Genomic DNA, 26453 nt, shown 5'->3' with positions numbered 1-26453 from the left:
TTATTTTGTTTCACGATGTAGCGTATGTTTTTTACAATACTTACAAAATTTCTTCACTTCTAATCGCTCAGTTCGATTTGCATCACTAACTGCTCTAGAATAGTTTCTTGAACCACAAACAGAACAAGCAAGTGCTGATTTTCTAATTGCCAAAGTAGTAACCTCCTACCCTCTTTCATAATTTCATAAATTTATCACTATTTTGGCATTGTGTCAAACAAAAACAAGATAAAAATAATAAAAACTTGTTTTGTTTCTTAAAATAGATATGGTATTATTACAGTATAATGAAAAAATGAGGGGAGATATTTATTATGCTAATTGAATCAGTTTGTATACCTAAAAGACTATTAACAACTGTTAGTGAGTCTTGTACTTTAGAAGAGGCAATTGGAATTCTTGAAAAATCAGGTTTCCGTTGCGTTCCCGTCTTAGATGAATCTGGAAAGATTTTTAGAGGAAATATCTACAAAATGCATATTTATCGCCACAAAGCTGAGGGCGGTGACATGTCATTACCAGTCACTCACTTAATTAAAAATTCAACAAAATTCATTCATTTGAATTCATCATTCTTTAAAATATTCTTCACTATTAAAGAGTTACCTTATATTGCTGTTTTAGATAACGACAATATGTTTTATGGTATTTTAACTCACAGTAGTTTACTAGGTATTTTATCTCAGTCATGGAATGTAAAGGAAGGACGCTTCGCTTTAACAGTCGCTTCAACTGGTAAAAAAGGTGACTTGGCTACTATGACAAAAATTATTTCAAAACACTCTGACATTGCAAGTTGTATTACACTTGATGTTGGTAAAGATGAATATATTAGAAGAACAATCGTCACACTTCCAGCAGGTACAGATCGTGAAACATGTGATTTGATTGTTAAAGCTTTAGAGAAAAAAGATTTCTTTGTTGCCGAAGTTGAAGACTTAGGACAAGAAAAGTAATGTTGTATTAAAAATAGCAGTGGTAAGATAACTCTTACTCACTGCTATTTTTTAATATCTATCAAATTTAACAAATTTATTAATATAATAAATCATTGGGGCAGAAACACTCATAATGATTAATTCACTTAAAAATAATGAGCCATATGTTCCCCAGAAAAAAGCTGAGCCAATTGCTTGATTACTTAAAATACAAATCATAATAGCAATTAAAACCATACTCAGAGAAAAAATGAATGTGTTAAAAATCATTCTTTTTTTAGTATCTTTAATCCATTTTTCAGAAGCGGCTGTTAATAGTAACGCAATTAACGTTTGCCCTCCACCAAACAAGACATCTAAAAGACCTCCTGTTGAAAAAAATAAATTAAACATCACAACGCCGCCAAATACTCCCCATAACATTTTTTTATTAAAGACAACGATATGGTTCAAGCTTTCTGATATTCTAAACTGGATAGGACCCTGAGCAATCGGAGCCACCACCATAGTCAAAATGATATACAAAGCTGCAAGTAACCCATTGAAAATAATAATTTGAGTATTTGTCTGTACTGCTCTTTTTTCCATTTTTCTTTCTCCTTCCTAGTTTTTTTATCGCAGGATGGTATCAATGAACTGCGGTTGCTAAAAATGCAACGCTATTATCGTACTCTCTTCTGTTATAAATGTCAAAAGTATTTGTTAATCCGTAAAACTAGCTTTATACTTAACTTAATAAGGAGGGATAAAATGGAACTGTTGTTTAATGAGATTAACCAATTATCTAATGAGCATTATTCACTACTTCTAGATGCTGACCCATCAAAAAAACTGGTTGATGACTACACTTACCGCGGTCTTACTTATGAAGTTTTACTGAATGAAACTCTAGTTGGTGTTGTTGTTTTATTACCTACTAGACCAGAAACTTTAGAAATTGTTAACGTTGCTGTTCATCCTAACTATCAAAAACAAGGTATCGGACAAAAAATTATACTGTTTGCTATTGGATATGCCAAAAGAAATAATTACCGTAGTATCGAAATTGGAACAGGCTCAACAAGTTTAGGTCAGCTTTATTTATACCAAAAAATGGATTTTAGGATTACTGGTGTGGATACTGATTTTTTTCTTCATCATTATTCAGAAGAAATTATGGAGAACGGCTTAGTCTTAAAAGACATGATTCGTTTGCGTTTAGACATATAAAAAAATAAGAGAAGCCGACAAAAAATCGGCCTCTCTTATTTTTATTTTTCTAATCTTTCAAACCAAGCAACATATGCATCTACAACCATTTGTAAAAACTTGACTGTATCTTCTTTAACGGAACCATCTTCATTAATGTAATTCATTACAGAACCTAAGTAAGCTTCTGGTTGCGCCATTGTTTGAACATTTAAAAAAGCTATGACTTGTCTTAAATGATGATTAGCTCCAAACCCACTAATAGCACCAGGAGACGCAGTAATGATTGCTCCAGGTTTATCATTCCAAGCATTTTCACCATATGGTCTTGATGCAACATCTAGTGCATTTTTTAACACTGATGGAACAGAGCGATTATGCTCAGGTGTTACAAATATCACACCATCTAGTGATTTGATTTCTTCTCGGAATTGTTTCCACGACTCTGGCGTTCTTCCTTCATCATCATAATCCTGATCAAACATCTCTAAATGCCCAATTTCTGGAAAAACAACGTCAAATTTGTCTGGAAATAGAGTAGCTACACTGTCTGCGATTGAGCGATTGTAAGAACTTTTTCTTGTACTTCCAACGATAATACCAATTTTTTTTGTCATGTATATTTCATTCCTTTCGTTTATGCTTACTTTAGTATAGTGCTATTTGCTTTTTTTCTCAAACATTTCGCATTATAAAGCTAAAATAAAATCAACAAAACGACTTTTATGACTTTTTTTGGTATATTACTAGTATCGGTTAAAAAGGAGATTAGGAATGAATAGGTTTACCTTACATATTATTGTCAACACCCAAGCAGGTTCTGGTAATGCAAAAAAAATACTAGCAACTGCTGAAAACTACTTAAAAGAAAAAAATATCATTTATACAACATACTTCACCGAATACGCAGGACATGAAAGAAAAATTGCTAGTGAACTTCTTGATACTATTTTAATTGACTGGCAAGAAGACATCCCTTCATTTCCACTGCTCGTTGTGCTAGGTGGAGATGGCACATTACATGAAGTAATTAATGTTCTACAAGACTTCCCAAATATTCCCATCGGCTACATCCCTGGGGGATCTGGTAACGATTTTGCTCGAGGTGTTTCTTTATCTCGGAAAACAAAAGAAGCTATCGACCGACTACTTTACGCTAAAGAACCACAAGCTATCAAAATGATTCGAGCCTGGTTTAAAGAACAAGACAGCGTACGCTTTATTTTAAATAATATTGGTATTGGACTTGATGCAAACATCGTGACGACTGCCAACCATTCGAAAACTAAAAAATTCTTAAACAAATTGCATTTAGGGTCACTTGCTTACTTAGCTGCTATTTTTAAAGTAATTAGACGTCAGAAAACATTTCCTTTATCTCTTAAAACAGACAAAGAAGCTATACACTTTGATAATGCCTATCTTTGCTCCATTACGAATCATCCTTACTTTGGTGGTGGGGTTGCTATTGATCCAACAGCAAGCCCATTCAATGATGAGATCAGCATTGTTTTAGTGGAAAAAGTAAATATTTTTGAGATTATTTATTTAGCTGTTAGGATTCTTTCAAAGACTCACTTGTCTTCTAAATATATTCATCATTTTAAGACAAAAACATTAGAAATAACCTCTCCTTCAGAACAATTTGCTCAAACTGATGGTGAAATTATTGGGGAAGAATCATATACCATATCATGTGAACTGACAGAAAGACTTTTCTGGATTTAAAAAAAAGAGGTAGACTTTTTTTAGTCGGCCTCTTTTTAATTAAATTGATAAGGTGTCACACTTTCCATACCAATCATCGGATCAATACTTAAACTATCTACTAATTCAATCGTTAATTCATAGTTTTCTGGCACTGGCTGTTCTTCTTCAAAAAGAGAGACATTAGTGGTTTCAATAGTTTTTTCTTTCTCAATCACTTTTTCTTCTTTGTCCAACTCTTCTTTTATTTCTTCAACTTTTTGTTCCTCATATTGATTCATTTTAGTTTCTTGAAGTTGTAAGGTTTCATCAGTTTCAATTAAGCGTTCTTTTAGCGTGGTTTGTCTTGGTATCATTTCACTTTCAATCGCGAATTTAAACGCCTCTACTTCTCCAAGTAAAATAAGAAAATCTTTACTTCTTGTTACTGCTGTATAGATTAATTTTCGTTGAAGCATACGCCCATATTGTTTGACAAGAGGTAAAATAACCATTTGAAATTCACTACCTTGAGCCTTATGGATAGAACAGGCATAAGCTAAAGTGAATTTATTCCATTCTTGCCGTTTATACGTTACTTCTGTTTCATCAAAGAGCAATGTCATTTCATCAATCTTATCATCGGTATCTTTTCCGTAAGTAATTCCCGTAATTTCCCCCATATCTCCGTTGAACACATTAAATTCAGGACTATTCACTAAGTGAAGAACTTTATCACCTATTCGGTACACTTTATCTAGCCACTTAACTTCTTTTCTTGTCCCATCATCATTGTCGTTTAATATTTGTTGCATCATTTGATTTAGTTGATCAATTCCTGCTTTTCCTCGGTACATTGGCGCCAATACTTGAACATCTTGTGGTGAAAAGCCTTTATCTTTTGCCCGAAGAACAACTTGTTCTACCACTGATTCAATCTGATTAACACCACAAGAAATAAAAGATCTATCTTTTTGATTTGTTATCAAGTCAGCGGGCATCTCACCGTTTTTAATACTATGGGCTAAAGAGATAATCGTTGAACCATCTTCTTGTCGATAAATATCCGTTAATTCTCGCTTTGGGATTTCTTGAACTGCTAATAAATCAGTTAGAACCTGTCCTGGCCCAACAGAGGGCAACTGATCTTTATCTCCCACAAAAATAACTTGCATGTTATTAGGGATTGATTTTAAAAGAGTATTAGCTAACCAAGTGTCTACCATCGACATTTCATCAACGATTAACAAGCCACCCTCTAAATCTTTAGCTTCATCTAAAACCTCTTTTTCTCTACCAGTTAACCCTAACAACCGATGAATAGTACTAGCAGGAAGTCCCGTCATTTCATTCATTCTTTTAGCGGCTCTACCTGTTGGTGCCGCTAGTAAAATTGGAAAAACATCTTGCGTATAATCTTCTAAATTTAAAGATAAGCCATTCAATTCAGCAAAAAGAGTCACAATTCCATTAACAACTGTTGTTTTCCCTGTTCCAGGTCCCCCTGTCAAAATAAAGAATGGAGACGTAATCGCTTCTTTTATTGCTTGAATTTGTGACTTGCCATACTTGATACTAAATAATTTTTCAATAGCTTTTATTTGTTTATCTACTTCCTTTTCAGGATATGAGATTTCTTTTTTTCGTTTCAACAATCGTTTAATTGATGTAGTTATTCCAATTTCTGAAAAATAAAGAGATTTCTCATAAAGTTTTGTTTCTTCTTGAATTATAATGCCTTCCTCAGCTAAATGAATCAGTTCTTCTGCAATATCAGCTGGATTAATCTCAACTGGCCGACTGCTTTCTAAAATGCTAAGAGCTGCTTCTAATAACTGTTTAGCTTCCAAATACGTATCCCCTGAATTTAGACAACTCTGGAATAATTCATGAACAATGGCTGCTCTAATTCGCTGGGGAGACTTAGCGCTGATACCTATTTGTTCAGCTAAAGCATCTGCTTTTTTAAAGCCAACACCTTCTATATCTTCAACTAATTGGTAAGGATTTTCATTAATTATTGTTAGCGTTTCTTCTTTATAGAATTGATAAATACTGAATGCTAATTGATTACCAAAACCATATTGATTTAATCCAATAATAATTTGTTCCATACCATAATTTGCTTTAATTGTTTCAACTAAAAGGGTTCTTTTTTGAGCATTTAGCCCTTTAATTCCCACTAAGTTTTCAGGGTCTTCGATAATTTTATCAATGGCATTTTCACCCAACAGCTCAACAATACTTTCAGCCGTTTTTTTACCAATGCCAGGAAATTTATCGCTAGAAAGATAGCTAATCATACCAGAAGCTGAGGTGGGTTTATCTTGTTGATAACTATCAACCTTCAATTGTTCCCCGTATCTTGGATGATTAACAACATCACCATAAAAACGATAGATTTCTTCTTCTTGAATTTGACCGAAAGTACCTGTTACAACAATCTCTTGAGCTGTGTAAGATGTGTTAGTTTCTTTAACATTAACTAATAACACTTTATAAAAGTTGGTAGCATTCTCAAAAAAAGTTGTAACAACTTTTCCAACGATGTATTTTTTTTCAGTTTCTTCTTCGTTAAAAATAAGGGTAACCTCCCTTTAAATTAAGATCTATTTACTTTAAAAAACTCGAATCATTCCATACGTCTAAACTAAATTTACCATCTGAATAATCAACAATGCTTATGCTATTATTTGATAAGCCACCTTGCTTTCTTACATCATGAAGCGGTGTACCGATTAGGGTTTGAATACAACCACCCAATGTAACTCCGTGACTGACAAATAAAATAGGTCCTTCTTCTGTCTCATCTACAACTTGCTTAACAAATTCTGTACTGCGCTCAAGCATTTTCACGTAGTTTTCTCCATTAAAAGGAGTCGGGTCATACTTACTTGGATCATTTCGCAAATACCACATCTCATCAGGAAATCTTTCTCTACTATCGACAATTTTTTGACCTTCTAATTCTCCCAGACCTAATTCTTTTAAATCATCAGAAAAAATAATATCTGAAGGTTGTTTTAGTTTCGTATGAATACCTTCTGCCGTTTCTTTCGCTCTTGTTAACGGACTACAATAAATTTTCTTAAACTCAATTTGCTCTAAGTGTTGACCTAATTGTTCGATTTCTTGAAGACTCTCTGGTAGAAGCGGGGAATCTCCATGCATTCCTTGGAGTCTCATTTCTTGATTCCACTCTGTTTTACCATGCCTTGTAAAGTATAATTTCATTTACTAAACCCTCTCTAGCCAAGTTTATCATTGTCGTAAATATGTGTTTTTTCCAAATTAGGGAATCCTTGTTGTTTTAGTGCTTCATAAATAATTAATGCCGCTGTATTAGATAAATTCAATGAGCGAACATGTTCATCATTCATTGGAATACGAATACAATTGTCTTCATACTCTCTCATAAAACTCTCTGGCAAACCTGTTGTTTCTTTCCCAAAAATAAAATAGTGATTTTTTCCATCATCGTAATTAACATCACTATATGTTTTTCTTGCAAATTTACTCACTAAATGAAGTTCTTCTCCTTCAATAGCAGATAAAAAAGCGTCTAGATTTGGGTAATATTTAATATTAACATCATGCCAATAATCTAATCCAGCTCTTTTTAAATGTTTATCATCTGTTGAAAAACCCAGTGGTTCAATTAAATGTAGTGGTGTATTGGTCGCCGCACATGTTCGGGCGATATTTCCTGTATTAGCAGGTATTTGCGGTTCAAAAAGAACTATATGATTCATATTTTTTAACTTCTTTCTCTCTAATTTATCTATTTTAAGTGTAATTTTACGTAAAAAAAAACGTATCGCCTCGGTGTCAGTTCACTGCGAGTCGTTACGTTGATGGGAGTCATCCCTCAACAACTTTTATCAGAACAGGAATCTGATAAAAACCTTTGAAAATGACTTTACAACAGTATAGCATCCTTTTGAAGTTAACACAACATAGAATATGAAAATTATGATTTTATTCCAATTAATATTTTCACATCAATGGTTAACTCTTTAAAGGGGTGCTGCTTCGCATATTCTTTCGCACTATCAGAGGCTCCCCAATGAATTGGAGACATTAGTAATATATCTTCATAATCTTCACTTGAAACTGGAAATGTATACGTGATTCGCTCTTCTTTCATCAAATTAACATCTTTTTTGAATTTTTCATAGACATTTTCATTTGAATAACTTTGTTTTTCATGATTATCATGATAAAAAAGTTCACGCATTTCTTTTAAATAGAAACTTTCAGGAATAACTTTGATTATTTTCCCCTCAGGTTTCAAGACTCGCAACATCTCTTCATAATGACTCGGTGAAAAAATATTTAGTAATACAGAGATACTATTATCTCTAAAAGGCATTTTGGTTACGTCCCCAATGAAAAAAAAGGCCTCTTTTGAAAAATCACTAGCCAATTGAATACCTTCTTTTGATAAATCAAATCCTAAAAAGGTTGGCTTTTCCTCAAGCACATTGACTAAACCTTCAACAAAGCTTCCTTCACCACATCCCATATCAACAATATACTCATCTGCTGTCACGCTTTCTAAAAGTAGGTTCATTTTTTTTATAAGCGGTTGATACAACCCTTTTTGAATCATTTTTCTCCGACTGCTCAACATTGCTTTATCATACTCACTGGTCATGTGATGGGACGGAAAATGGATAGTGCCTTTTTTAGATAAATCAAATTGGTGGTGATTTAAGCAAATCATACTATTATCTTTAACTTCTTTAAAGCTTTCTCCACAATTTGGGCACTGAAAAACTTCCAAATGCTCTACTAAAAAATCTCGACCGTAATCAATTTTTTTCTTTAATGTCATCTTGTAAACTCCCTCGACTAATATTCACTATATTCTATCATAAAAAATGAGTAATAAATATCTGCTTTATGCTATACTATTCTTGACTTAAGATTAAAAAATTGGAGGATTCATTTGTGATTATAAAAGAATTTTGTGCCGAAAACTTTACTAATATCCCTAATGCTATTGCTTCTGGTGCAAATCGGATTGAACTGTGTGATAATTTAGCCGTTGGTGGTACGACGGTTAGTAAGGGAGTAATGTTTGAAACTCTTGCTTACTGCAATGAAAAACAAGTTCCTGTTATGACCATTATCCGTCCCCGGGGTGGCAATTTTATTTATACAGACACTGAAATTAAAATTATGGAATCAGATATCTATGAAGCAAAACAACTCGGAGCTGACGGCATTGTCCTTGGTTGTTTAAATGAAGGCAATTGGATTGATGAAGAAGCGATGAATATACTTATAGACGCTGCAGATGGCATGCAAATAACATTTCATATGGCGTTTGATGCTATGAGCCGTGACAATCAATTTAAAGCGATTGACTGGTTAGCTGATCGTCAGGTTGAACGTATTTTAACTCATGGTGGCGTTAACGGCACACCTATTGAAAAAAATTTAGAATATATCAATGATTTAATTTCTTATGCAAATAACCGTATCACTATATTACCTGGTGGTGGCATTACTCATGAAAATGTTGATTCTGTGGTTAACTTTTTACAAGTAAAAGAAATTCACGGAACTAAAGTTGTCGATTTTCCATTTAAATAAAAGAATCAAAGAAACTTACTGATTAACACTAAGTTTCCTTGATTCTTTTTTTTTATCCTACATTTTCCGATTCCTTTTTAACGCCAAAATTAACCAAATAATTAATAATACGGACAAAATAATTAAGTAAATCCAACCATAGTTATTGTCTAATTCTGGTAATTTTATATTCATTCCAAAAAAACCTGTGATTAAAGTTGGAATAGCTAAAGCCAAAGACCAAACCGTTAAAAATTTCATCGTATCATTCAGATTGTTATTCATAATACTATCAAATATTTGAGAAATCTTGTTAACAATTTTTGCTTCCAGTGCCGTCATGTGCGCAACCTGTTCTGCCTCAATTAACGCATCTTCTAATCGTTCTTTGTCGTCTTCAGAAAAAGATTGACCAAAGCGTGATTTCATCAATAAATTTAAAATATCCACATTACTTTCTGTGGCACTTAAAAAGAAGGTTAATGTTTGTTGTAAATAGGATAACTTAATCAAATCACGGTTAGTTAAACGCTTCGTTAATAAATCATCTAGTTTATGACGTTCTTTGGTAATTTCTCTTAACACTGGAATATAGCTGTCTACTAAATAATTAATGCCTTCTAACATAAAAGTCGTTGGCGTATAATTATTAGGTGCTGTCATTTTCTTCTTCAGCAGTTCATTAGCAATAATTGTTTCGCCCTCATTAAAAGTAAATACTGTATCATCTTTTATTAGAAAACTAATTGGTCGGGAAATATAGCGATTTTGGACATCAAGTTTTGTTGGAATATGAACAATCACTAACTCTAATCCATCAATAGGATCATGAATGTAATTACTCTGCTCATAAATATCCGTCACATAATCAAGAATTTCTAATGGGATATGATAGTCATTCAAAATAACATTTTTTTCATGCTCTGTTAGTTGATTGGTTTCAACCCATTTTAAAAAATGGTTAATTTTATGTTCGATTAACATTACGCTTCACTCCTAAAACAGATTTATCTGTTTAATAGTATCATAAAAAAGACTTCTTTGGCGAAAAGACAAACAAAAAAACCACCTCAAAGAGATGATTTTTACTCTTTATGATCCTATAAAGAAACTCATAAAAAGGCCTGCAATATTAAAATAAATCAAGACACTTGTTAAATCACTTAACGTTGTTATAAAAGGCCCACTTGCTACCGCTGGATCAAAGCCTAATTTCTCCATTAACATCGGGATAAAACTTCCAGCTAAATTAGCAACAGTAATCGCACAAAACATCGCAACACCTATGACGAATCCTAAAATAAAGTTATGTTTCCAAAAACCAACAACAATAAATATAACTAATCCTGTAACACATCCTGTAATAGCACCTGTTAACACTTCATTTAAAATTAATGAGAAAAAGCCTGCATCCTTATCATCCGAGATAGCTAATCTTCTAACAGCAACTGCTAAAGACTGTGTACCGGCATTACCAGCAGTTCCGGTAATTAATGAAATAAACACAGCCAAAATACTCGCTTCATTTATTAGCGTCTCATAGTGACTGATTAAAGTAGCCGTTGACATCCCTAAAAAAAGCAAGGTAATCAACCACGGAAGACGCTTCATTGCCGCTTTTAACGGGGTTTCTGCTATGGCTTCAACGTCAACCCCAGCAAGACCTGAATAATCACTAGCCGCCTCATCATCAATAACATCAATGATATCATCAACAGTAATAATCCCTAACAATCGATCTGAAGAATCCACAACTGGAACTGCTAGAAAGTCATAATCTCTAATGGTTTTGGCTACATCTTCTTGATCATCTGCAACATTCACAGAGATCACACGATCTTCTTTTATATCGGAAATCAGCGTATCTGAATCTGACACAATCAAATCTCTTAAAGAAATAACCCCAACTAAACGATTACTTTCACTAACCACATAAACATAATAAATAATTTCAGCTTCTTGGGCTTTTTTTCTTAACAGATTTAACGCTGAGCGAACGGTTTGATTGGCCACAATAGAAACATACTCCGTCGCCATAATCGAGCCGGCCGTTTTATCTTCGTAACCAAGAAGCTCCTTAATCTTTTTAGCATCCTCAGATTTCATTAAACTTAGATATTTTGCCATTTCACGTTTATCTAATTGATCAAGTAAATCCACGGCATTATCAGTAAACATCTCATTTAACATATCTGCTACATAACGCGGGGACATCTCAGATAAGTAATCTTCCATGTCCTCATGGTCTTCTTCAATCACATCAAACATATCAGCCATTTCTTGTGGTGACAAATAAGTATATAAACGGTGACGTTCTTTAGCATCTAATGTAAAGTAAAATTGTCCCTGCTCATAGATATGCCAATCTAAAAAATTCTCTCTAAATTCTGATATTTTGTCCTCATGAAGCAATTGCCTTAGAAATTCAAATTGTTGTTCCATTTCAGTATTTTCATTCATGAGGTTGCCTCCTTAGTTTATCTGTCTATTGTTGTTATCATGTCTTTTGGTAATGCTTGATAAAACTCTAACTTTTCTTGTGTAAAGGGATGTCTCATCGTAAGGCGTGTACAGTGCAGTGCTTGTCGATTAATTCCAGCATCCATTTGTCCATCGTACATACTATCACCAAGAAGAGGACAACCAATCGCTGAAAAATGAACGCGAATTTGATGAGTTCTTCCTGTGTGAAGTTGGATACCTACTTGTGCAATTTCTTTTGTTCTTTTTTCCAACCAATAATCGGTCACTGCTTGTTGACCATCTGGCGTTACTTCTCGTTTAATAATAGATGTCATGTCTCTTCCAATGGGTAAATCAATCGTATCTGACTCTAACAACTCCATTACTTGTCCACCAACTAAAGCCGTATAGTATTTTTTTAACGTTCCACTTCGTAGTTGTTTATCTAACATAGCATGAGCAAAGCCATGTTTTGCAAATAACATGAGCCCTGTCGTATCTCTGTCTAATCTTGTCACAACATGAACAACCCGGTTAACATAGCCTTGTTCATTATAATAGTTTTTCACCCGATTTGCCATGGTACCTGTTGGATGATATTGAGCTGGAATTGAAGCAATATCGCTTGGTTTATTCACTACTAAAAGATGCTCATCTTCAAATACAATATCAATTGGCACATTCGTTGGCAGTAAAGTCTCATGCTCCCCTTCATCTGGAATCACAATTCGAATAATGTCACCATCTGTCACTTCATATAAAGCATTTTGGATCACATCGTTCACAAATAACTTTCCACCTTGAAACTTAATTTTTGCTAATAATTTTTTGGACACACCTTGTTCTTTCAAAAAAGTTTTTAATTTCAATGTTTGACCGTCCACTTGCCAAGTAAATTCCATCGTTAATCTTTTCTCCTTAATTCTCCAATAAAGGCATCATTCACCCGACGCCAAAAATGAGTATGACGATAAGAAGCAAACTGAATTCTTTTTTCAGATAACTGCAAGCGAACTGATGATAAGTTCTCTTGATTCATTACAAAGTGGTCAATATGAAGTTGGTAATTGTCTCCTCGTTTTAAATCTAAGCGAATCCACTCATCTTGAGCAATAATCATAGGAGAACCTAAAGAGCGGTACACTCGGTTATTAATGGAGGCAACTTCGTTTAACTGGATAGCATTCACTCTTGGGTGAAGGACTGCTCCACCTAAGCTTTTACTATAAGCTGTTGAACCAGTTGGTGTTGAGACTGATAAACCATCTCCTCGAAACATTTCAAACAATTCATCTTTAATATAAACTTCTGCTACCATAGTTTTATCTAAATTTTTAACCGTGGCTTCATTTAATGCCAAGCACTTCTTGGTTTCATCTGAATCCGAGTAACTTAATTCTATTTCTAAAAGTGGATATGACACACTTTCTGAGGTATCTTCTTTCAAACTTTTTACAAGTTCGTCTAATTCGTAATCTCGCCAATCCGTATAAAATCCCAAATGTCCCGTATGAACGCCCACAAATCGAACACTTTCTAATTGGTCTACATAAGAATGAAAGGCATTTAATAAAGTGCCATCTCCACCAACAGTAACCACAACATCAGGGTTAGTTAATGTTAAGGTAAATGCTTCTTCAATTAGTTTTTGTTTTAATGCTTCTCCGACTTTAGTCGACTCTGGAGATTCATTTGTAACAATGGCTATTTTCATCATTAACTGTCCTCTTTCTTAGGTTCTTCTATATCCTTATTATCCTTTTTTTGCGGTCTGCGATAAGAAAACAAATGTTGCGCTTCTTGAATCTCATCTCTAATTTTCGACATTTCTTCATCAAGTAAATACGCAGCTTCTGCTGTTAACTCTAATCTAGTATTAATTTCTTCGGGAAATTCACCTTGATATTTATAGTTAAGAGAATGTTCAATCGTTGCCCAAAAATTCATTGCTAGGGTCCTGATTTGAATTTCTACTAAAATCATTTTTTCTCCTGCAATTAACTGAACAGGGTATTCTATTACCAAATGGTAGGAACGATACCCACTGGCTTTTTTGTTTTCTATGTAGTCTCTTTCTTGAACAATTTTAAAATCATTTCTTTGTCTTAAAAGATCTACCACTTCATAAATATCTTCAACAAACTGGCACATAATCCTTAAACCGGCAATGTCTTGCAAATCATTTTCTAGATGGTTTACATCAATGTTTCTTACTTTAGACTTAGCCAAGATACTATCCATTGATTTAACTCTGCCTGTCACAAATTCAATTGGAGTATGTAAATTATTCTCCTTATACTGCTGTCTAATACTTCTTAGTTTAACTTTTAGCTCTGAAACAGCTTGTTCATACGGTGCTAAAAATAATTTCCATTCATTATCTACCATTTTATTCACGCCCTTATTATTAAGCATACATCGTTTATTTTATCATAAGTGATGATAAAACGTTAGATACAGAAAAAACAAGTTTAAAATTGTTTTTATTTGAGAAAACATGTAGAATGTTTAGTGAGGTGGCTATATGTCGAAAGAAATGGAAATAGAGTTCAAAAACATGCTAATTAAAGAAGAATATGATAATTTGTTAGCCGAATATCAATTATCTGACAATTCATTAAAAACACAAACTAATTTTTATTTCGATACAGCTGAATTTCAGCTTAAAAATAAAAAAATGGGACTTAGAATTAGAAAAACACATTCTAGTATTGAGTTTACATTAAAGGCACCTACTTCTAATCAGCACACAATGTTAGAAGTAACAGATTATTTAGATACTTTTGATTCCGATATTTCTTTAGCTAAACAAGTGTTAAATAAAGAAAGTGACGTTGTAGAGTATTTAATTCGTGAAGGGATTCCATTGGAGAAACTTATGCCAATTGGAGAGTTAACAACTACTCGGGGGGAAATGCGTCTTGAGTCAAACGTTTTACTAGTTTTAGATAAAAGTACTTATTATGGTAAAACAGACTATGAGTTAGAGATGGAAGTTCATGACGTGAAGAAGGGACAACTTCTTTTTGAGAATATTCTTAAGTCACATCAAATTCCAGTTCGTGCTGCAGAGAAAAAAATTGCACGCATGCTAACTTATAAACAACAAATTGAGGCGTAACATTTTTCACAAGCCTTTTCCTTTGCCTTTAACAGTTTTTTTGTTAAATTATAGGTGTCTTAGGGGAAGTGGCGTATAGGTTAGGAGGCGTTGCTATTGATTGAAATTTACCTTTTTATTAATCCGTTAGACAAGTCTAGTTTACAATCTGAAAAAAAGTATTTAGACCTTATTTCTAAGGAAACAAATAAAATACATTTCAGAATGATTCCTATTTTAAATCCAAGAGTAATTCAAAATTACCTGCTAACACATCAGTTACCAACTTCGGATTTAGAATACAGAAACCAACTGTTTAACACTATTTATTCTGCTTGTTTAGACCTTAAAGCTGTTCAATTACAAGGCAAACAACTGGGTAGAAAATTTTTATTTGAACTTCAAAAAAGAGTCGGTAGTGACTATAATCGCTACTCAAATGAATTAGTTGTTGATATCTTACATGATTTAAAGATAAATGTTGATTTATTTAAAGCAGATAGAGAATCCAAATTGATTATTGATTTTTTCAAAATTGATCAACAAATTGGGCATGAAATGGGCATTGAATCATTTACTGATGCAGTCATTTTTAACTATAACTGTGATAGAGATTTCGGGGTATTGGTTGAAGACAACACACCCCATGACATTATTCAAGACTTATTTAAAACAGATTACAACTGTACTGATTATTCATCAACTAGTGATAATGATCGTCTTCATTTACACTAAAAAGAGACTGCAAAATGAAAATTTGCGGTCTCTTTTTATTTATCATAAAACATTTAATTAAATACTATAGTTCTTCAACTAATTTTTCCAACTCATTTAGTCTTTCTTCAAAAACTTTCATAGCATCCTCAATATATGCCGCTTGTGTCATATCGACACCTGCTTTTTTCATCACTTCAATTGGGTAATCGCTACTACCAGCTTTTAAGAAACCAAGATAATTTTCTAAAGCATTTGGTTCCTCTTTTATAAGTTTATCTGATAAAGCAGACGCTGCAGAAAAACCTGTTGCATATTGGAACACATAATAGTTATAGTAAAAATGAGGAATACGACTCCATTCAAACGCAATCTCTGGATCTTTCTCAACATCTGGACCATAGTATTTTGCATTTAAATCACTGTAATACTCACTTAAAAATTCACTTGTTAACGGTGTTCCTTTCGCATCTTCTGTATGAATGAAATGCTCAAATTCAGCAAATTGTGTTTGTCTGAAAATAGTTCCTTTCACACCATCTAAATAATGATTTAAAACGAACGCTCTTACTTTAGGATCTGTTTCTGTTTTTAACAAGTATTCTGTTAATAAGTTTTCGTTAGTTGTTGATGCAATTTCAGCTAAAAAGATAGAGTAGTCACCATACACATAAGGTTGTGTTTTACGAGTGTAGTAACTATGAACACTGTGTCCCATCTCATGAACCAATGTATACAAGTGATTTAAGCTATCGTGCCAGTTAAGTAAAATGTATGGTTTGGTATCATAACTACCTGATGAGTACGCACCACTTCGCTTACCCTTGTTTTCGATAACATCAATCCAGCGGTCACTGTAAGCTTCTTTAACAATATCAAGATATTCTTCTCCTAAAGGAGCCAAACCTTTTAGTGAAATTTCTTTTGCTTCTTCATAACTGTGTTTAATAGGCGCGTCCCCTAAAATTGGTGTATACATATCATACATATGTAACGTATCCACAGCCAATAATTTTTTACGTAACGACACATAACGATGGAGTAGTGGTAAGTTTTTGTCGACAACATCTAATAATGTATCGTAAACAGATTCTGGCACATGATTTGAACTCAAGGCTGCCTGTCTAGCTGATGAATAATTTCTAACTTTGGCACTAAAATTATGTTTTTTTACGTTTGTTGATAGTGTACTTGCAAATGTATTTCTAAATTGTTCATACACACTATATAGAGCAGTAAAAGCTTCTTCACGAACTTCACGATTAGTACTTTCCATTAATTGACCATAAAGTCCACTAGAAAGCTCTACTTGATTACCTTCATCATCTTTAACGATTGGGAATTTCAAATCAGCATTATTTAAGACTGAAAACGTGTCGCTTGCAGCAGATAATACTTCACTAGCATTAGCTAGTAATTCTTCTTCTTTTGCAGATAATACATGTGCGCGGTCATCTGTCATTTGTTTTACAAAATAACGGTACACTTCTAAGTTTTTATTTTCTTCAAAAAAACCATCAATCATTTCATCTGATAATGTTAATAGTTCTGGTTGGAACCAAGATAAGGCCGCACCTGATTGTGCTGCTAACGTGCTTGCACGAGCGTATAATGCTTGATACGTTGTGTTTCCTGTGTCTTGGTCATTTTTCAAATGAGAATACACATAAATTTTTTCAACATCACGGTACACTTCTAATAAATACTCAATCGCTTTTAAAAAGCTATCTGAGTTATTGGCTAAGGTTCCTTGGAAGCTATTTGCTTTTTCAAGCTTTTGACTTAATGCCTCAAACGACGCATCAAAGGCCTGATCATCTTTAAAAATTGGTGTTAAGTCCCATGTTTTTTCAATTGGTAATTCTTCACGATTTGGTAATTGTTTTGTTTCACTCATTATTTAATAACGCTCCTCTCATAATTTACTTATTTATCATAACATATTTTAATGGGATTCCTAAAAATTCCTTCTCAAAATTTGAAATATCTAGTTCATTTTTCTTAAAAACATACTGATTTTCTTCCAATCCAATAACGCCTATTTGTTTTAAAAAGCACAAATAAACGGAAACATGATATTTAATCAGTTGCTTCCTACCTATTAGTGAATAATCTAATGATAGATAATTACTTATTTCATAATTTACATAGTGGTATAGATCATGTTTTGTTACTCGTTGCTCACGCTCTAAATAAGCAAAAACAAGATGCCTCAAAATGAACTCTTTTTCAGCTAAAATCAAACTTTGATAACTTGGAAAAAAATAAACACAAGGAAGTTCCCTAACATTTAATCCTTTTGAGTAAAAGTAATCTTGTAGCTCCATTATATTTTTTTGTTTTTGATTAAGTTGGTGATTCCAAATACCTTTTTGCTTGAAAAAATTTACTTCCGAACACATTTCATAAACTGAAGTATCTCTTGATTTTTGAGGATAAGATAATAAATTCAATAGACTTTCTTCTAACAGTAACCATTCTTTTTGTTGTCTAATCTCCCCTAAAGGAGTGTTATTTAAAAAATAAAGTATTCTCAACTTTTTCTCTATTACTTCTAACTCCCAAACATAGAAGCCAATATTTTGAGACAGATAAAGAAACTGTTTTTGCAAAGAGCTTGGTTTATTTTTTAAGTGCAACTTTTTTCCTAATAGCCAGATTACTTGATAACCATGACGCTGATAATTTTCGGTTCGTTCCTTAAACCTTTCAATCTTCAATGGACTACATTGAAACTCTATAGCAATCTGTTTATTAATTAACACATCCGGTCGTTGATTTAATTCTGGTAAAAAAGCTTCAATTTCATATGGCACACCAAATTTACGACAACTTTCAGCAATAATTTTTTTCCCGTTTAGATGTTCTTTAGATTCATTTTCTGAAAAAATATGGCAATCACATTTATTTTTATGAGCAAAATGAGAGCACATAATCGTGCCATTTTTAATAATAACTTCTTCCTCACACCCTGGACAAAACCATTTTTTCTTTTTTAATCCTTCAATTATCTCTTTTTCCTTCTCGGCTAAATTAACATACTCATTTGTTTCGCTCTTAGCTATCAGCATCATTTTCTACCTCCTATACTATAAAAATTCGTAATTTATTTTCATTTGTCTTGAATTTTTATAAGAGATACTAGATACTTAATGAAAAAATAAAAAGGATAAGGTTACTATGTATCACGCACTAAAAGAAGAAATTATCCAAGCAAGTAAATCTCTTGGCATTGATAAAATAGGTTTTACTACAGCAGAGCCTTTTACTCATTTAAAGAACAGTCTAATTGAACAAAATGAAAATAACCATACCACAGGATTTGAACACCCTGTTTTAGAAGAACGATTAGATCCTGCTTTAATTTTTGACCAACCGCAATCAATTATTTCCATAGCTTTAGCTTATCCATCAAGAGTTGACACGCGTGCTGAAAAAATCAGAGGTGAAAAAAGAGGAAAGTTTGCTAAAGCCTCTTGGGGAACTGATTATCACGATATTCTCCGTGACCGAATGGCTAAATTAATTGATTTTATTAATGACGCTACTAACCATCACCCTGATATTCATTTTAAGCCCATGGTAGATACTGGAGAATTAATTGATGTCGCAGTTGCCCAACGCGCAGGTCTTGGATTTATCGGAAAAAACGGTCTACTTATTACTGAAGAGTTTGGCTCCTATGTTTACTTAGGGGAAATTATTACGAATATTCCTTTTGAAGCAGACCAACCTAAAGAATCTTTGTGTGGTTCTTGTACTAAGTGTTTGAGTGCTTGCCCAACTTCTGCTCTTTTAGGTGACGGTCGAATGAATGGGAAAAAATGTTTATCTTATCAAACCCAAACAAAAGGCATGATGCCAGAAGAATTCCGTCCTAAAATACGAACTGTTATTTACGGTTGTGATATTTGCCAAGAAGTTTGTCCTTTTAATAGAGGACAAAATAATCATTTTCATGAAGAAATGGAAATAAAGTCTGAGGTGACTCATCCTTTACTAAAACCACTTCTCACCATCTCAAATAAAGAATTTAAACACACTTACGGGATTCTTGCAGGTTCTTGGCGAGGAAAAAAACCGTTGCAGCGAAATGCTATTATTGCTCTAGCAAATGCTAGAGACACCTCAAGTATCCCCAATATCTTGTGTTGTTTAGAAGAAGATCCACGACCAGTCATAAGAGGGACTGCTGCGTGGGCATTAGGGATTCTTGGTAAAGGAAATGATGAAATTATTTTATTTTTAGAAGAACAACTTGATCAAGAAGTCGATGAAGAAGTCATAATAGAAATAAAAATAGCTCTTGATAAGTTAAAAATAGTATAATAATAAGAAAAAAGAATCATTTAGGAGTGTTTTTATGGAAGAGTTAGGGATTTGGATTGCTATTTTGGGATTTTGCTTTTTGAGTTTCCGTTTTACAGATTACATTAACTATTTATCAAAATGGCAAAAACTAGGCTTAGTTTTACTATTTATTGGACTTATTATTATGGTCTTTTTTAATAACTCACTTAGTTTTTTACGAGGTTTCATCCGAGGACTACGAAATGGTATCAGCAGTTAATCACTTCATAACAATATTTCTGTTTATTTTTAGGTAACAAACAACACATTATTTATCTTTTTCCACTAAAAACGTTTGAATTTACAACTTTTTTATCATACACTGATTGCATAGCATTTAAAAGGAGTGTTTTTATTTATGTATGATAACTTTAATTACTTGGAGGATCGTGTAGATAAGCAAATTAACCATCAAAAAAGACGTATTTTCTTTTTGAACTTTTTTTATTATCTATTGTTTATGATTCAAATGATTGCTGCTGCCTCTTTACCGTTAGTGACTCTATTACCTGACACAACACTTAAAAATATTATTATCAGTTCTGTTGGGGTGACTATTCTCATTTGTCAGTTACTTTTTAATGGGGTTAATTTTAAAGATAAAGCCTACTATGCAAAAGAAACATTGCAAATTCTTGAAACTGAAAAATTTCTTTACCTTAATAAAAGCGGAAAATATTCGCAAAACAGTTCAGATGACAATGTTGACCTTTTTGTTAGTGAAATCGAAAAGTGTTTTAACAGTTTACAAAGAAAAAGTTTTAAACCAAAGAAACGTCGCGAAATTGAATATAACTAATAATAAAACCCTTCAATATCACAATGATATTGAAGGGCTCTTTTTATTCAAAATCTTCTAATTCAATTGAGATAGTTTCCCATTCAATTAGTAAGTTTTCTTGTTGGTTAAAATCTTGTGTTAGCTCTTCATTTAAATCTTGCAATTTTTCATGATCTTCCAAATTAGCTGGTAATTCCATTTCTTTTTGAATAGCTTCAATTTTAACTTCTATGTCATGCAGATCAATTTCTAACTTTTCAACTTGACGCTCTAAAGATCTTTTTTCTTTTTGCTTTTGTTTATCAAATTCAAAACTTTTCTTTGTTTCAGTTTTCACCTCAACAACAACTTCAGATTCTTCATTAAGCAATTCTTCTAACTGCTCTTCTTCTAATTTTTTCTCCAAATAGTAATCATAATTTCCATGATACAGCTTACTACCTTTTTCAGAAAGCTCCAATACGCTTGTTGCGATTCGGTTAATAAAGTAGCGGTCATGGGAAACAAATAAAAGAGTGCCTTCGTAATCAATCAATGCATTTTCAAGGACTTCTTTACTATCAATATCTAAATGGTTCGTTGGCTCGTCTAAAATCAAAAAATTGTCTTTGTTCATTGATAATTTGGCTAAAGCAACTCGGGCTTTTTCACCCCCACTTAATAATGGAATGGTCTTTTTAACATCTTCTCCTGAAAACAAAAAGCTTCCTAATACAGTTCGAATATCCTTTTCTGGAGTTGTTCGATGCTCAGACCATAACTCTTCTAAAACACTTTGATGTGAGTTTAAATTAGCTTGTTCTTGATCATAATAACCAACAGACACATGATGACCTAATTTGGCATCCCCTTTAATAAAAGGGATGTCACCAATAATTGATTTTAATAACGTAGATTTCCCCACACCGTTTGGGCCAACTAAAGCAACAGCGTCTTGTTTTCTCACTTGTAATTCAATGGGTTCACATAACGTCGTGTCATTATAACCAATCGCTCCTTGATTGATTTCCAAAACCTCTCTACCAGATTGACGGTTAATACCAAACAAGAAATGAGCTGATTTTTCATCGCCTTGAGGTCTATCTATTCTATCAAGTTTTTCTAATTGCTTTCGTCTGCTTTGAGCTCTTTTAGTTGTTGAGGCTCTTACTAAGTTTCTAGCAACAAAATCTTCTAACTTATTAATCTCAACTTGCTGCTTTTCGTACTCTTTCCATTCTCTTTCAAGACGTTCAGCCTTTTGATCTAAATAACGGCTATAATTCCCTTTGTAATGTGTCATTTTACGCCGGCTAATTTCATAAACTTCTTCCACTATTTTATCTAGAAAATAACGGTCATGCGAGACCATTAATAAAGCACCACGATAATTTCTTAAATAATTTTCCAACCAGCTCAGTGTGTCAATATCCAAATGGTTTGTCGGCTCATCTAAAATAAGTAAATCTGGTTTTTCAAGTAACAGTTTTGCCAAAGCTAATCTCGTTTTTTGTCCCCCTGATAACTCACTAATTAAATGATTTAAATAACTCTCATCAAATCTGAAACCATGTAAAACTGATTTTATTTCAGATTCATAGCCATATCCATTTAAATCGTTAAATTCATGCTGCAATCTATCATATTCAACAAGAACTTGTTGGTATTTTTTTTCATCTGATTGGACCTTTTCATCTGCTATTTGACTTTCTAAACTTCTTAAACGTTTTTCCATCTTTTGAATAGGTTCAAAAACTGTTAGCATCTCTTCCCAAATTGTCTTACTTGATTCAAGACCTGTATGTTGATCTAAATATCCCATTGTTAAATCTTTTGTTTTTGAAATAGTTCCTTTATCTGCCTCTTCAATCCCTGCCAAAATCTTTAAAAGGGTTGATTTTCCAGCACCGTTACGTCCAACTAAAGCAATGCGGCTTCTATCTTGTACTTCTAATTGTATATTTTCGAATAAAACATCGTCTCCAAAAAGACGAGCTATTTGATTTGCTTGTAATAAAATCATCTTGTTCTCCACCTTTGATATTCTTTGCTTAGTTTATCATATTTATCATGATAATTGAGGATTCTTTTATCACAATAAGGACATTTTATAAGCTTTAAAATTGCAATTAATTCATTCTAACGTTATTCTAGTAACGTGAAGTTAATAACAATAGAAATAGGTTTATAATAAGTGAGGGAAAATAATGAAAGAAACAACTATTCCAAAGGCAACAGCTAAACGTTTGCCTTTATATTATCGATATTTAAAATTCTTATTTGATTCAGGAAAGAACAAAGTTTCTTCAACTGAATTAAGTGAAGCCGTTAAGGTAGATAGTGCCACTATTCGTCGCGATTTTTCATATTTTGGGGAACTTGGAAAACGCGGTTATGGTTATGATGTTGAAAGCTTAATGAACTTTTTTGCTAAAACTTTAAGTGAAGATGAATTAACAAACGTTGCTCTAGTTGGTGTTGGTAATTTAGGCCACGCCTTAATTAACTACCGTTTCCATCAAAGTGATAGTATTCGCATTAGTGCAGCTTTTGAAGTGGATGAAGAAATCGTTGGACGTATTTTAGATGGCGTTCCTGTGTATTCTTCTGATGATATGGTACAACAAATCAAAGAGCAACACATAGAAGTTGCTATCTTAACCGTACCTACAGCATCTGCTCAAGAAAATGCTGACAGACTAGTCGAAGCCGGCGTAAAAGGTATCATGAATTTTACTCCAATTCGTATCAATGTTCCTGACAATGTTCAAGTTCAAAACGTGGATTTAACTAATGAAATGCAAACATTGATTTACTTTTTATCTCATTACAAAGAAGATTAAAAAGCTACACATTCATTTTTTGAATGTGTAGCTTTTTTTATTTAATAAAAAATAATTGAGCAACGATGACTAATGTGTTCATACCTGCATGTGTAATAATAGAAGTCAATAAAGAGCCTGTTTTCCGGTACAATAGAAAGAAGAAAAAACCTAATCCTGTATAAACTAAGTAATGTCCATCACCATGAAGTATCGCAAAAATAAGTGAGCTGATGATGGCTGATAACCAAATATTTAGTTTTTGATTTAAAAAATTTATCAAACTAAATCTAAAAACAAATTCTTCCATGATAGGTCCTGCAATTGTTACTGCTAAAATAAAAAATGGAGCTGATTTAATAAGATTCGTTATTTCTTGTGTATTTTGAGAGCCCATAGGTTGATTAAGTAATTGAATTTCAATCAAGGCTAATATTGCCTGTAGAAACCAACTAATAAAAATCCCTGAAATCCCTACTAATATCACTTTTTGTGTTGTTTCAGAATGATTAGACAAGGTATTATTCTTATTTGTTTTACTATTAATAAAAATTAATATAACTGCTGAGATGATATACATCATCGCCGTTAAATTCGTTATTTGACTAGCTGAAAAAGACATCGCCTTAAAAAGGACTGGACTTGTTAATGCTAACAAGAAGAAAAAAGTGGTCCATAATGTGTTTTTACTAAGTGACATAATACTTCACCATCCTTTTTGATTCTCCTATCATACCACACTATAAAAAGTTCCCATCAAATTTCTTGCAAAAAAAATATATTATGGTTATTATGTAAGAGTAAGTTAGCACTCAATATTAACGAGTGCTAATAAATAGAAAATTAACTTTTATTTGTGGAGGGATATCAATTGTTAAAACCATTAGGAGATCGCGTTATTATTGAAGTAAAAGAAGTAGAAGAAAAAACAAACGGTGGACTTATTTTAACCACTGCTTCTAAAGAAAAATCTCAAACAGGTGTTGTAGTTGCTGTCGGCGATGGACGTACCCTTGACAATGGGACAAAATTACCAGTCTCAGTTGAAGTAAGCCAAACAGTAATGTTTGAAAAATATACTGGTCAAGAAGTGAAATTTGAAGGCAACGAATACTTAATCGTTCATGAAAAAGACATCGTTGCAATTGTAGAATAAAATAATTTATGAGGTGAAAAAGAATGGCAAAAGATATTAAATTTTCAGAAGACGCACGTAGCTCAATGATGCGTGGTGTAGATACATTAGCTGATATTGTCAAAGTAACATTAGGACCTAAAGGACGTAACGTTGTTTTAGATAAATCATTTGGTTCACCATTAATTACAAACGACGGTGTTACAATCGCTAAAGAAGTAGAATTAGAAGATCGTTTTGAAAACATGGGCGCTCAATTAGTAGCAGAAGTAGCTTCTAAAACAAATGACATCGCAGGTGACGGTACAACAACTGCAACTGTTTTAACACAAGCAATCGTTCGTGAAGGTCTTAAAAACGTTACAGCTGGAGCAAACCCTATCGGCATCCGTCGCGGGATTGAATTAGCTACTAAAAAGGCTGTTGAAGAATTACATGCTATTTCTAAACAAGTGGATTCAAAAGAAGCAATCGCTCAAGTAGCTGCAGTTTCTTCTGGAAGTGACACTATTGGAGAATTAATCTCTGAAGCAATGGAAAAAGTTGGTAATGACGGTGTTATTACAATCGAAGAATCTAAAGGTATCGAAACTGAATTAGATGTTGTTGAAGGTATGCAATTTGACCGTGGTTACTTATCTCAATACATGGTAACTGATACAGATAAAATGGAAACTGTTTTAGAAAATCCTTATCTATTAATTACTGATAAGAAAATTTCAAACATCCAAGACATCTTACCTTTATTAGAACAAATCTTGCAACAAGGTAAACCATTATTAATTATTGCTGATGACGTTGATGGGGAAGCTTTACCAACATTAGTCTTAAACAAAATCCGTGGAACATTTAATGTTGCTGCTGTTAAAGCACCTGGATTTGGTGACCGTCGTAAAGAAATGTTAGAAGACATTGCTGTTTTAACTGGTGCGACTGTTATTACTGATGAATTAGGATTAGACTTAAAAGAAACAACAATCGAAGCATTAGGTACTGCAAGTAAAGTTGTTGTTGATAAAGATAATACAATTATTGTTGAAGGCGCTGGTAATAAAGAAACAATTGAAAACCGTGTAGCATTAATTCGTACACAAATCGCTGAAACAACTTCTGACTTTGACCGCGAAAAACTACAGGAACGTTTAGCTAAATTAGCTGGCGGAGTTGCCGTGGTTAAAGTTGGAGCTGCAACTGAGACTGAACTAAAAGAATTAAAACTACGCATTGAAGATGCTTTAAATGCAACTCGTGCTGCTGTTGAAGAAGGTATCGTTTCAGGTGGTGGTACTGCCTTTGTTAATGTCTTACCTAAAGTAGCTGAAATTGATGCTGAAGGCGACGAAGCAACTGGTGTAAATATCGTGTTACGTGCTTTAGAAGAACCAGTTCGTCAAATTGCTGAAAATGCTGGATTAGAAGGCTCAGTTATCGTTGATAAATTAAAACAAGCTGAATTTGGCATGGGATATAATGCTAAATCTGATGAGTGGGTAAATATGATTGATACTGGTATTGTTGATCCTACTAAAGTAACTCGTTCAGCTCTACAAAACGCTGCAAGTGTTGCTGCTTTATTATTAACAACTGAAGGTGTTATTGCCGACAAACCAGGTAAAGACGCTCCAATGATGCCAGGTGGCGGAATGGACCCATCAATGATGGGCGGTATGATGTAAACTAAGTTTTAGATAGAACTTGATATAAAAGGAACCACATG

28 protein-coding genes are annotated in these 26453 nt (G+C 33.2%); 12 read left to right on the top strand and 16 right to left on the bottom strand.

The window, feature by feature from the left end:
- Nucleotides 1-153: a 50S ribosomal protein L33 gene (gene rpmG / locus RR554_RS08945; RefSeq protein ID WP_332463922.1), complete on the bottom strand. Its 153-nt coding sequence runs from the start codon at nucleotides 151-153 to the stop codon at nucleotides 1-3.
- Between the two features lie 161 nt (nucleotides 154-314).
- Here rpmG and cbpA point away from each other — a divergent pair, with 161 nt between their 5' ends.
- A complete protein-coding gene (gene cbpA / locus RR554_RS08940) occupies nucleotides 315-956 on the top strand; it encodes a cyclic di-AMP binding protein CbpA (RefSeq protein ID WP_332463921.1) in 642 nt (213 codons plus the stop codon).
- A 51-nt stretch (nucleotides 957-1007) separates the two neighbouring features.
- Here cbpA and RR554_RS08935 read toward each other — a convergent pair whose 3' ends face one another.
- A complete protein-coding gene (locus RR554_RS08935) occupies nucleotides 1008-1526 on the bottom strand; it encodes a QueT transporter family protein (protein ID WP_332463920.1) in 519 nt (172 codons plus the stop codon).
- Nucleotides 1527-1688: 162 nt separating this feature from the next.
- Here RR554_RS08935 and RR554_RS08930 point away from each other — a divergent pair, with 162 nt between their 5' ends.
- Nucleotides 1689-2147: a GNAT family N-acetyltransferase gene (locus RR554_RS08930; protein WP_332467855.1), complete on the top strand. Its 459-nt coding sequence runs from the start codon at nucleotides 1689-1691 to the stop codon at nucleotides 2145-2147.
- Between the two features lie 41 nt (nucleotides 2148-2188).
- Here RR554_RS08930 and RR554_RS08925 read toward each other — a convergent pair whose 3' ends face one another.
- Nucleotides 2189-2743, bottom strand: coding sequence for an NADPH-dependent FMN reductase (locus tag RR554_RS08925; RefSeq protein ID WP_332467854.1), 555 nt, complete (start codon nucleotides 2741-2743; stop codon nucleotides 2189-2191).
- A 157-nt stretch (nucleotides 2744-2900) separates the two neighbouring features.
- Between RR554_RS08925 and RR554_RS08920 the strand changes: the two genes are divergently transcribed.
- Nucleotides 2901-3854: a diacylglycerol/lipid kinase family protein gene (locus RR554_RS08920; protein ID WP_332463917.1), complete on the top strand. Its 954-nt coding sequence runs from the start codon at nucleotides 2901-2903 to the stop codon at nucleotides 3852-3854.
- Between the two features lie 35 nt (nucleotides 3855-3889).
- On the opposite strand, the gene recD2 is transcribed toward RR554_RS08920, so the two are convergent.
- The 4 genes from recD2 to RR554_RS08900 all read right to left on the bottom strand — a co-directional run bounded on the left by recD2 (nucleotide 3890) and on the right by RR554_RS08900 (nucleotide 8649).
- Nucleotides 3890-6394: an SF1B family DNA helicase RecD2 gene (gene recD2, locus RR554_RS08915; protein WP_332463925.1), complete on the bottom strand. Its 2505-nt coding sequence runs from the start codon at nucleotides 6392-6394 to the stop codon at nucleotides 3890-3892.
- Between the two features lie 31 nt (nucleotides 6395-6425).
- On the bottom strand, nucleotides 6426-7046 hold the full coding sequence (locus tag RR554_RS08910; RefSeq protein ID WP_332463916.1) for a histidine phosphatase family protein: 621 nt from the start codon (nucleotides 7044-7046) through the stop codon (nucleotides 6426-6428).
- Between the two features lie 14 nt (nucleotides 7047-7060).
- Nucleotides 7061-7564 (bottom strand): tRNA (uridine(34)/cytosine(34)/5-carboxymethylaminomethyluridine(34)-2'-O)-methyltransferase TrmL, encoded by a 504-nt coding sequence (gene trmL, locus RR554_RS08905; RefSeq protein ID WP_332463915.1) that lies wholly within the window; start codon nucleotides 7562-7564, stop codon nucleotides 7061-7063.
- Between the two features lie 218 nt (nucleotides 7565-7782).
- Nucleotides 7783-8649 carry a methyltransferase domain-containing protein gene (locus RR554_RS08900; RefSeq protein WP_332463914.1) on the bottom strand — a complete coding sequence of 289 codons (867 nt, stop codon included), beginning with the start codon at nucleotides 8647-8649 and terminating at the stop codon, nucleotides 7783-7785.
- A gap of 119 nt (nucleotides 8650-8768) precedes the next feature.
- On the opposite strand from RR554_RS08900, the gene RR554_RS08895 reads away from it, so the two are divergent.
- Nucleotides 8769-9413 (top strand): copper homeostasis protein CutC, encoded by a 645-nt coding sequence (locus tag RR554_RS08895; RefSeq protein WP_332463924.1) that lies wholly within the window; start codon nucleotides 8769-8771, stop codon nucleotides 9411-9413.
- Between the two features lie 57 nt (nucleotides 9414-9470).
- Here the strand turns inward: RR554_RS08895 and RR554_RS08890 are convergent, their stop codons facing one another.
- The 5 genes from RR554_RS08890 to RR554_RS08870 form a co-directional block, all read right to left on the bottom strand.
- Nucleotides 9471-10376: a magnesium transporter CorA family protein gene (locus RR554_RS08890; protein WP_332463913.1), complete on the bottom strand. Its 906-nt coding sequence runs from the start codon at nucleotides 10374-10376 to the stop codon at nucleotides 9471-9473.
- A 108-nt stretch (nucleotides 10377-10484) separates the two neighbouring features.
- Nucleotides 10485-11852, bottom strand: a complete 1368-nt coding sequence (gene mgtE, locus RR554_RS08885) for a magnesium transporter (RefSeq protein WP_332463912.1) — start codon at nucleotides 11850-11852, stop codon at nucleotides 10485-10487.
- Between the two features lie 17 nt (nucleotides 11853-11869).
- The gene (locus RR554_RS08880; RefSeq protein ID WP_332463911.1) at nucleotides 11870-12757 is read right to left on the bottom strand and encodes an RluA family pseudouridine synthase; all 888 of its coding nucleotides are present in this window, start codon (nucleotides 12755-12757) and stop codon (nucleotides 11870-11872) included.
- A 2-nt stretch (nucleotides 12758-12759) separates the two neighbouring features.
- On the bottom strand, nucleotides 12760-13569 hold the full coding sequence (locus tag RR554_RS08875; protein ID WP_332467856.1) for an NAD kinase: 810 nt from the start codon (nucleotides 13567-13569) through the stop codon (nucleotides 12760-12762).
- Nucleotides 13570-13571: 2 nt separating this feature from the next.
- A complete protein-coding gene (locus RR554_RS08870) occupies nucleotides 13572-14270 on the bottom strand; it encodes a GTP pyrophosphokinase (RefSeq protein WP_332467853.1) in 699 nt (232 codons plus the stop codon).
- Nucleotides 14271-14379: 109 nt separating this feature from the next.
- Between RR554_RS08870 and RR554_RS08865 the strand changes: the two genes are divergently transcribed.
- Together RR554_RS08865 and RR554_RS08860 are read left to right on the top strand one after the other, a co-directional pair.
- On the top strand, nucleotides 14380-14976 hold the full coding sequence (locus RR554_RS08865) for a CYTH domain-containing protein (RefSeq protein ID WP_332467852.1): 597 nt from the start codon (nucleotides 14380-14382) through the stop codon (nucleotides 14974-14976).
- Between the two features lie 96 nt (nucleotides 14977-15072).
- Nucleotides 15073-15690: a DsbA family protein gene (locus RR554_RS08860; protein ID WP_332463908.1), complete on the top strand. Its 618-nt coding sequence runs from the start codon at nucleotides 15073-15075 to the stop codon at nucleotides 15688-15690.
- A 64-nt stretch (nucleotides 15691-15754) separates the two neighbouring features.
- Here RR554_RS08860 and pepF read toward each other — a convergent pair whose 3' ends face one another.
- The gene (gene pepF / locus RR554_RS08855) at nucleotides 15755-17566 is read right to left on the bottom strand and encodes an oligoendopeptidase F (RefSeq protein WP_332467851.1); all 1812 of its coding nucleotides are present in this window, start codon (nucleotides 17564-17566) and stop codon (nucleotides 15755-15757) included.
- 25 nt (nucleotides 17567-17591) lie between these two features.
- The gene (locus RR554_RS08850; RefSeq protein WP_332467850.1) at nucleotides 17592-18743 is read right to left on the bottom strand and encodes a competence protein CoiA; all 1152 of its coding nucleotides are present in this window, start codon (nucleotides 18741-18743) and stop codon (nucleotides 17592-17594) included.
- 106 nt (nucleotides 18744-18849) lie between these two features.
- Here RR554_RS08850 and queG point away from each other — a divergent pair, with 106 nt between their 5' ends.
- The 3 genes from queG to RR554_RS08835 all read left to right on the top strand — a co-directional run bounded on the left by queG (nucleotide 18850) and on the right by RR554_RS08835 (nucleotide 20818).
- The gene (gene queG / locus RR554_RS08845; protein ID WP_332467849.1) at nucleotides 18850-19998 is read left to right on the top strand and encodes a tRNA epoxyqueuosine(34) reductase QueG; all 1149 of its coding nucleotides are present in this window, start codon (nucleotides 18850-18852) and stop codon (nucleotides 19996-19998) included.
- Between the two features lie 34 nt (nucleotides 19999-20032).
- On the top strand, nucleotides 20033-20239 hold the full coding sequence (locus RR554_RS08840; RefSeq protein WP_332463904.1) for a hypothetical protein: 207 nt from the start codon (nucleotides 20033-20035) through the stop codon (nucleotides 20237-20239).
- 138 nt (nucleotides 20240-20377) lie between these two features.
- The gene (locus RR554_RS08835; protein ID WP_332463903.1) at nucleotides 20378-20818 is read left to right on the top strand and encodes a DUF4231 domain-containing protein; all 441 of its coding nucleotides are present in this window, start codon (nucleotides 20378-20380) and stop codon (nucleotides 20816-20818) included.
- 43 nt (nucleotides 20819-20861) lie between these two features.
- Here RR554_RS08835 and RR554_RS08830 read toward each other — a convergent pair whose 3' ends face one another.
- Nucleotides 20862-22802: an ABC-F family ATP-binding cassette domain-containing protein gene (locus RR554_RS08830; RefSeq protein WP_332463902.1), complete on the bottom strand. Its 1941-nt coding sequence runs from the start codon at nucleotides 22800-22802 to the stop codon at nucleotides 20862-20864.
- 184 nt (nucleotides 22803-22986) lie between these two features.
- Here RR554_RS08830 and RR554_RS08825 point away from each other — a divergent pair, with 184 nt between their 5' ends.
- Nucleotides 22987-23622 carry a redox-sensing transcriptional repressor Rex gene (locus RR554_RS08825; RefSeq protein ID WP_332463901.1) on the top strand — a complete coding sequence of 212 codons (636 nt, stop codon included), beginning with the start codon at nucleotides 22987-22989 and terminating at the stop codon, nucleotides 23620-23622.
- Between the two features lie 37 nt (nucleotides 23623-23659).
- Here the strand turns inward: RR554_RS08825 and RR554_RS08820 are convergent, their stop codons facing one another.
- On the bottom strand, nucleotides 23660-24301 hold the full coding sequence (locus tag RR554_RS08820) for a CPBP family intramembrane glutamic endopeptidase (protein WP_332463900.1): 642 nt from the start codon (nucleotides 24299-24301) through the stop codon (nucleotides 23660-23662).
- Nucleotides 24302-24472: 171 nt separating this feature from the next.
- Between RR554_RS08820 and groES the strand changes: the two genes are divergently transcribed.
- Both groES and groL read left to right on the top strand, forming a co-directional pair.
- Nucleotides 24473-24757, top strand: a complete 285-nt coding sequence (gene groES / locus RR554_RS08815; RefSeq protein WP_332463899.1) for a co-chaperone GroES — start codon at nucleotides 24473-24475, stop codon at nucleotides 24755-24757.
- Between the two features lie 23 nt (nucleotides 24758-24780).
- Entirely contained in the window at nucleotides 24781-26412 is a 1632-nt protein-coding gene (gene groL / locus RR554_RS08810; RefSeq protein ID WP_332463898.1) for a chaperonin GroEL, read from the top strand.
- The last annotated feature ends 41 nt before the right edge of the window (nucleotides 26413-26453 follow it).

It is taken from the genome of Vagococcus sp. (genome assembly GCF_036639995.1).
Classification (GTDB): Bacteria; Bacillota; Bacilli; order Lactobacillales; family Vagococcaceae; genus Vagococcus.
This window is presented reverse-complemented; position numbering and strand designations above follow the sequence as displayed.